6 protein-coding genes are annotated in these 5,730 nt (G+C 32.7%); all 6 read right to left on the bottom strand.

Features of this window, described 5'->3' with window-relative positions; all coding sequences use genetic code 11:
* Window positions 1-266: 266 nt before the first annotated feature.
* On the bottom strand, window positions 267-1,337 hold the full coding sequence (locus VFS71_RS06785) for an OmpA family protein (RefSeq protein ID WP_326400167.1): 1,071 nt from the start codon (window positions 1,335-1,337) through the stop codon (window positions 267-269).
* Window positions 1,338-1,685: 348 nt separating this feature from the next.
* Window positions 1,686-1,859, bottom strand: coding sequence for a hypothetical protein (locus VFS71_RS06780; protein ID WP_326400165.1), 174 nt, complete (start codon window positions 1,857-1,859; stop codon window positions 1,686-1,688).
* 172 nt (window positions 1,860-2,031) lie between these two features.
* Window positions 2,032-2,226 carry a hypothetical protein gene (locus VFS71_RS06775; RefSeq protein WP_326400164.1) on the bottom strand — a complete coding sequence of 65 codons (195 nt, stop codon included), beginning with the start codon at window positions 2,224-2,226 and terminating at the stop codon, window positions 2,032-2,034.
* 50 nt (window positions 2,227-2,276) lie between these two features.
* Window positions 2,277-2,711 carry a response regulator gene (locus tag VFS71_RS06770; protein ID WP_326400163.1) on the bottom strand — a complete coding sequence of 145 codons (435 nt, stop codon included), beginning with the start codon at window positions 2,709-2,711 and terminating at the stop codon, window positions 2,277-2,279.
* On the bottom strand, window positions 2,708-5,236 hold the full coding sequence (locus VFS71_RS06765; RefSeq protein ID WP_326400162.1) for a PAS domain S-box protein: 2,529 nt from the start codon (window positions 5,234-5,236) through the stop codon (window positions 2,708-2,710). Before VFS71_RS06765 ends, VFS71_RS06770 begins: the two co-directional genes overlap by 4 nt.
* Window positions 5,237-5,279: 43 nt before the next feature.
* Window positions 5,280-5,730: AraC family transcriptional regulator (locus VFS71_RS06760; protein ID WP_326400161.1), on the bottom strand; the 451-nt coding region annotated here is incomplete at its 5' end.

The raw sequence follows: 5,730 nt of genomic DNA, 5'->3' as shown, positions 1-5,730 counted from the left end.
ATTTGCAGTTGATGCAAAAAAGAATAGGGCTAGGGCAATTAGTTTTAGTGTTTTCATGTTTGTTGTTTTAAATTTTTTTAAACTGCTTTAAAAAGAAAAGAGATAAAGACTCTTTTGATTTTGATACTACAAAGTTCATTCACAAACCCACAAATCCTGTTATAGTATTTCTAGTAAATATTTCATAATTCACGGATTGTAAATCCAAAAAAAAGGCTGTTTTACAACAACCTCCTTTCTCAAAAAAACATGAAGTAAACAAATAGTTAGTATGAAGTTTTCAATTCAACTCTTCTGTTTTTAGCTCTACCAGAAGATTTTGCGTTACTGGCAATTGGTTTACCATCTCCAAATCCTAAAGCTATTAATCTGCTTTCGGGAATCCCTTTGCTTATTAAATAGGTTCTAACAGATTCTGCACGTTGTTTTGACAAGTCTATATTAGCGAGGTCACCACCCACATTATCAGTATGACCACCAATTTGCAAATCGGTTGCATTATAACGTTTTAATATGACCACCAAATAATCAAGTTGAACATATGAAGACATTTTTAGTTCAGCACTACCATTTTCAAAGAAAAGTTTACCTGCAATATCCGCTATTTTTTTGACATCTACTGGTGCAATTGTTGGACAGCCCTTGTCAACAATATTCCCTTTTTCGGAAGGACAACGGTCAACATTATCAGTAACACCATCTCCATCTGTATCAGCACAACCTTTTAATGCTAATGGTCCAGCAGCATCAGGACAAAGATCCACCTCATTGGCTACACCATCATTATCATTATCCAAAGGACATCCAGATGCATTTACTTTGTAACCTGCAGTTGTATTTGGACATTTATCATCAATGTCTGCAACACCATCATTATCTACATCAGGGCACCCTTTTAGAGCTAAGGTACCAGCAACATCAGGACAACGATCTTTAGAATCGGCTACTTCATCTTTATCTATATCTGGACACCCATTCAAAGTTGCTAATCCAGCAGTATCTGGACATTCATCCTTGTAATCTGCAACACCATCGATATCTTTATCAAGAGGACATCCAGTTTTGTCTACAGCTACACCAGCTGGTGTGCCTGGGCATTTGTCATTTTTATCGGCAATCCCATCATTATCGGCATCTTTTATTTCATTAAAAAGAGTAGCTGTTAAACCTCCAACTCCATAAAAAGAAATGTCGGTTTTATAACTATCATTTCTCAAATCTCCTTTATACCGCTTTTCTCCAACAGACATTCCAATATTATTTTTCCGGTCTTTGGTTTCTGCTGCGGTAATATATGTAAATGCTAAGCATGTACATATGAATAGTAATTTTTTCATTTTGTGTGTTTTTTAATTATTCATATCAAAGGTCATTCTCAAATTGAGTTTTTTAGTTATATAACTTTTTTAATTAGTTACATGATTCACACCTTTTTAGATGAGGATGTTTGATGGTAAATAGTAGTGGTTTGTAAAATCTGTGCAAAAAAATAATCACACAGATTTGAAAACTTTAAAGTGTGATATTGGGTAATGAATTATTCAATAGGTGTTATGATTTTGTCAAATAGCCTTGGAAAGGGTAAGGTGTTTTTTTGCAAAAGGAAAATAGTATACTATTGTTTAGAATATGGTATACTTCTTTTTTTTAAAATATCTCAGAATTTCAACTCTTTGATGGCAATTTTAAAGAGCTCTTCTCTTTTCTGTAAAAGCCATATTAGATTTTTTAAAAGCTTCTGTCTTAAAATCAATTTGAATGATGCGAGAATCATCTGCACCATTTTTTGAAGAAGTTATTTTACCCACTTTGCAATTACTTTTAGGAATGAACAGGAATTCTTTTTCTACTTTATACATCTTTATATTTTTATTGGATTTATTTAATCTTTAGAATACAAAGATGAAAGTTTATGAAGTGAATATGATTATATAACTTTTGAAAATAGTTGTAGAATTTACAGATATATTTTTTTAAACAACTGTAAATTAGGCTTGTAATGGCTTTTTTCTAAAATTCGACCTGATAAATCTAAGATTCATCTTTTGTGGTTCGTACTAAACTGATTCCTGACATAAAGAAGATTACTCCCAAAACACCGTAAATGACTAAGGCTTTCATGTCTTTTTCACTTCCCGAAGTGTTCGTAAATATTACGGCTTCATAAATTAGGGCACCGATACCAAGAGCTGTTAATAATGCACCAAAGATTCGTTTGATATTCATGATTTTTATTTATTAAATTTATATTGTTTTAGAGTTTGAAATCATTTTAATTACATTCTTTCCATATACCAACTCAATTCTTTTTTTATTTTTCTTAATTCAAAAAGTGATGATATTATTTTTTGTAGACGAACAAAGGCTGTTTCGCTTTTGACAACATAATCAAAGGCTTGATGGTGCATACAATCGATAGCAACATCTATTTTGTCTTGAGAAGACAGCATAATAACAGCAATCTCTGGATTGAATTCTTTTATTTTATCCAAAGTGTCAATACCGTTTATGGCATTTTTATCAATACCGTCTAGATGATAATCTAAAATAATAACATCAGGATTATTGGATAAATTGGTCAAGCAAAGTTCTCCGGTAGAGTAGGTTTCTATTTCAAAATCAGCATGATCCAAAAACTCAATTTCCAAAGATTTCAAGAATAGGGCGTCATCATCGACTAAGAACAGTTTTATTTTGTTTGAGGTATTCATTTTAAGGTTTTTTTTAATGTTTCTAATTCTAGTTCTAATTCTTTACAGGCCTGCATACATACATCTTCAAGTTTCAATACCATACTTTCCATTTCATCATTTTGCTGTTGTATCGCCACAAATTCCTGAATTTTTTTTGCCATATTTTCAAAATCGGAATGCATTCCCATAATTGAAAATGATGGAATCATTTTGTGAATGGCAGCATTTAACAAATTCCAATCTTGAACTAACAAGCTTTTTTTTAACGTATTAATTAAGTCAGGTGTTTGTTCCAGATACAGACCAATCATTTCAATCATCAATTTTGGATTGGATTTAGTGCGGTGGTTTAAGTAATCTAAATTGATGCATTTTATTTTTTCAACTTCTGAAACTTCCGCTTTGTTATTTTTGCTTAGTTTTGAATTTTTAGGCTTTTGTATTAACCCAACAATTTTACTGTACAATACTCTTTCATCTATAGGTTTTGCAATATAATCGTTCATGCCCACAGCTTTGCATTTTGCCAAATCTACCGTAGTGACATCTGCAGTCAGAGCAATGATGGGAATAGTCAAATTCAATGTTTCTCTAATGTATTCTGTAGCTTCAAAGCCATTCATTTCAGGCATTTGTAAATCCATCAAAACAATATCATATTGATTTGTTTTGAGTTTTTCGATGGCAATTTTTCCGTTTTCGGCAATGTCACGTTTAAAACCAAAATCATCCAATACCGTTTTCATAAGCAATTGATTCAGGGCCATATCTTCGACCACCAATACTCTGATGCCTTTAATTTCATTATTCAATTCCATGATTTCATTTTCTAGTGCCGCATCTTCTGTCGTTTTTAGAAAAGGTAAAGTAAAACTAAAACGAGAATACTCATTTACTATGCTTTTAACCCTGATGCTGCCTCCTTGAGATTCTACCAATTGTTTTACAATGGCAAGTCCAAGACCTGTTCCACCGTATAATCTGGAAGTGCCACTTGATGCTTGTTGGAAATTTTCAAAAATACTTTCCATTTTATTTTCGGAAATACCTATCCCTGTGTCATTAACAGCAAATTCTATGATTACTTTTTCATCGTCTTCAAACATTAAATGAACACTTACGGTAATTACTCCTTTACTCGTAAATTTCACGGCATTACTTACTAAATTTAAAATAATTTGATGCAATCGAACAGGGTCACCTAATAAAATTTCTGGAATTTTATCGTCATAGTCCGAAACTAGTTTTAAGTTTTTTTCCTGAATTTTGGTTTCAAATAAATGAAGCATTGAGGACAATGATTTTTTAATTTTGAAAGGGGTTTCTTCAAATGTCATTTTTCCAGCATCTACTTTTGCTAAATCGAGAATGTCATTTATAAGGACAATTAAAGCATCGCCACTCATTTTTATTGCCATAAGATATTCTTTTTGCTTGGCTGATAATTCCGTTTTTAGAACTACTTTTGTAAATCCAATAATGGCATTCATCGGTGTCCTAATCTCATGACTCATATTCGACAAAAACTGCTGTTTCGCTTTTACAGCATTTACTGCAATTTCTGTAGCCAATTCGGCTTTGCTTTTGGCTTCTTCGGCTAGTGCAGTTGCCAATTCTGCAAAAACCTTGGCCTCTAATAATTCTGTTGCGATTCTTTTTTGTTCCGTAATATCTCTGGCTACGACGACAGCACCAACTACATTTCCTAAATCATCTTTGTAAACTGAACCGTTAAACAAAACATCGGTAAATTTTCCGTCCATTATCGTAAGTGGATAATCAACAACAAAACCTTTTGAAAAGACTTTTTTATATCCATCTCGTGCTTTTTGAGGTTCTGTGAAATAATCAAAAAAATCAGAACCAATTAGTTGATCTCTGGATACACCTGTAACTTGTACAGTTGCATCATTAGTGTCTGTAATTTTTCCTTTGGGCGAAATGGTAAATAAAGGATCACGGCTGGCTTCAATCAAACTTAAAGAATATTGCGAAGCCAATTTAAGGGAGTAACTATGGGCTTCTAATTCTTTGTTAGCAATTTCACGTTTCTTTTTCTCTTTGCTTTGAAATTCGAGTTCAAGATCTGCAATTACGAGCTCGGCAGCTCTTTTTTCTTTTTCTTTGTTTTGAAAAGCCAATTCTTTATTAGCGTTTCTCAATTCGAGTGCCCATTTTTGGCCGGCTATATCCCTTGCTACAATGACAACGCCCTTAATACTTCCAAGATAGTCTCGATATAAAGAACCATTAAATAGTACTTCGGTTAATTTTCCATTTTTGTGGCGAATGGTAAGCGGGGAATCTGAAACGGAATTTTTAGAAAATACTTCTTGATAGGCTTCATGGGCTTTGTTGGGTTCTGTAAAATAATTTTTGAAGTAAGTTCCTGTCAATTCTTTTCGTGATTTTCCAGTAATAGATATCAACGCTTCATTCATATCCATAATTATTCCTTCAGTACTTATAATTACCAAAGGATCCAGATTGGATTCGATTAAGCTACGAACATATTGTGATTCTTGCATGGATAGGCGTGGCATATTTTGTTAAATTTATTGTTGGGTTTGCAAAATGATATCGCAATTAATTCCCGATATCTTCGATAGGGCTACGTCTTTTATCTTTTAACTGTTTAAAGTGAGTAGGAGATAAGCCTGTAACTTTCTTGAACTGACTTGATAAATGCGCCACACTACTATATCCCATTTTCCAAGCAATTTCGGTGATATTTAGTTCACCATAAATAATTAATTCTTTAATTCTTTCGGTTTTGTGTGAAATGATAAATTGCTCTATTGTAGTTCCTTGCACTTCAGAAAAAAGATTGGACATATAGGTGTAATCGTGGTTTAATTTTTCATGCAAATAGTCCGAAAAATTAATTTTAATATTTTCATCGGTATGATGAACTAATTCAATAATTACGTTTTTTATTTTCTCGATAAGCATGGCTCTCTTGTCATCCATTAATTCGAGTCCCGAATCAATTAAGCCTATTTTAAGTTGCTCTCTTTGGAACATAGTAATAGCCTCC

The sequence above is a fragment of the Flavobacterium sp. genome, from assembly GCF_035760125.1.
In the GTDB taxonomy this organism is placed as follows: domain Bacteria; phylum Bacteroidota; class Bacteroidia; order Flavobacteriales; family Flavobacteriaceae; genus Flavobacterium.
The sequence above is the reverse complement of the archived record's forward strand: the minus strand, read 5'-3'. Positions and strand labels throughout refer to the sequence as shown.

What these genes read in the sequence shown, in the direction of transcription:
- VFS71_RS06770 (WP_326400163.1), bottom strand. Translation starts at nt 2,711, where the DNA reads ATGAATACCTCAAACAAAATAAAACTGTTCTTAGTCGATGATGACGCC.
- VFS71_RS06765 (WP_326400162.1), bottom strand. Translation starts at nt 5,236, where the DNA reads ATGCCACGCCTATCCATGCAAGAATCACAATATGTTCGTAGCTTAATC.
- VFS71_RS06780 (WP_326400165.1), bottom strand. Translation starts at nt 1,859, where the DNA reads ATGTATAAAGTAGAAAAAGAATTCCTGTTCATTCCTAAAAGTAATTGC.
- VFS71_RS06785 (WP_326400167.1), bottom strand. Translation starts at nt 1,337, where the DNA reads ATGAAAAAATTACTATTCATATGTACATGCTTAGCATTTACATATATT.
- VFS71_RS06775 (WP_326400164.1), bottom strand. Translation starts at nt 2,226, where the DNA reads ATGAATATCAAACGAATCTTTGGTGCATTATTAACAGCTCTTGGTATC.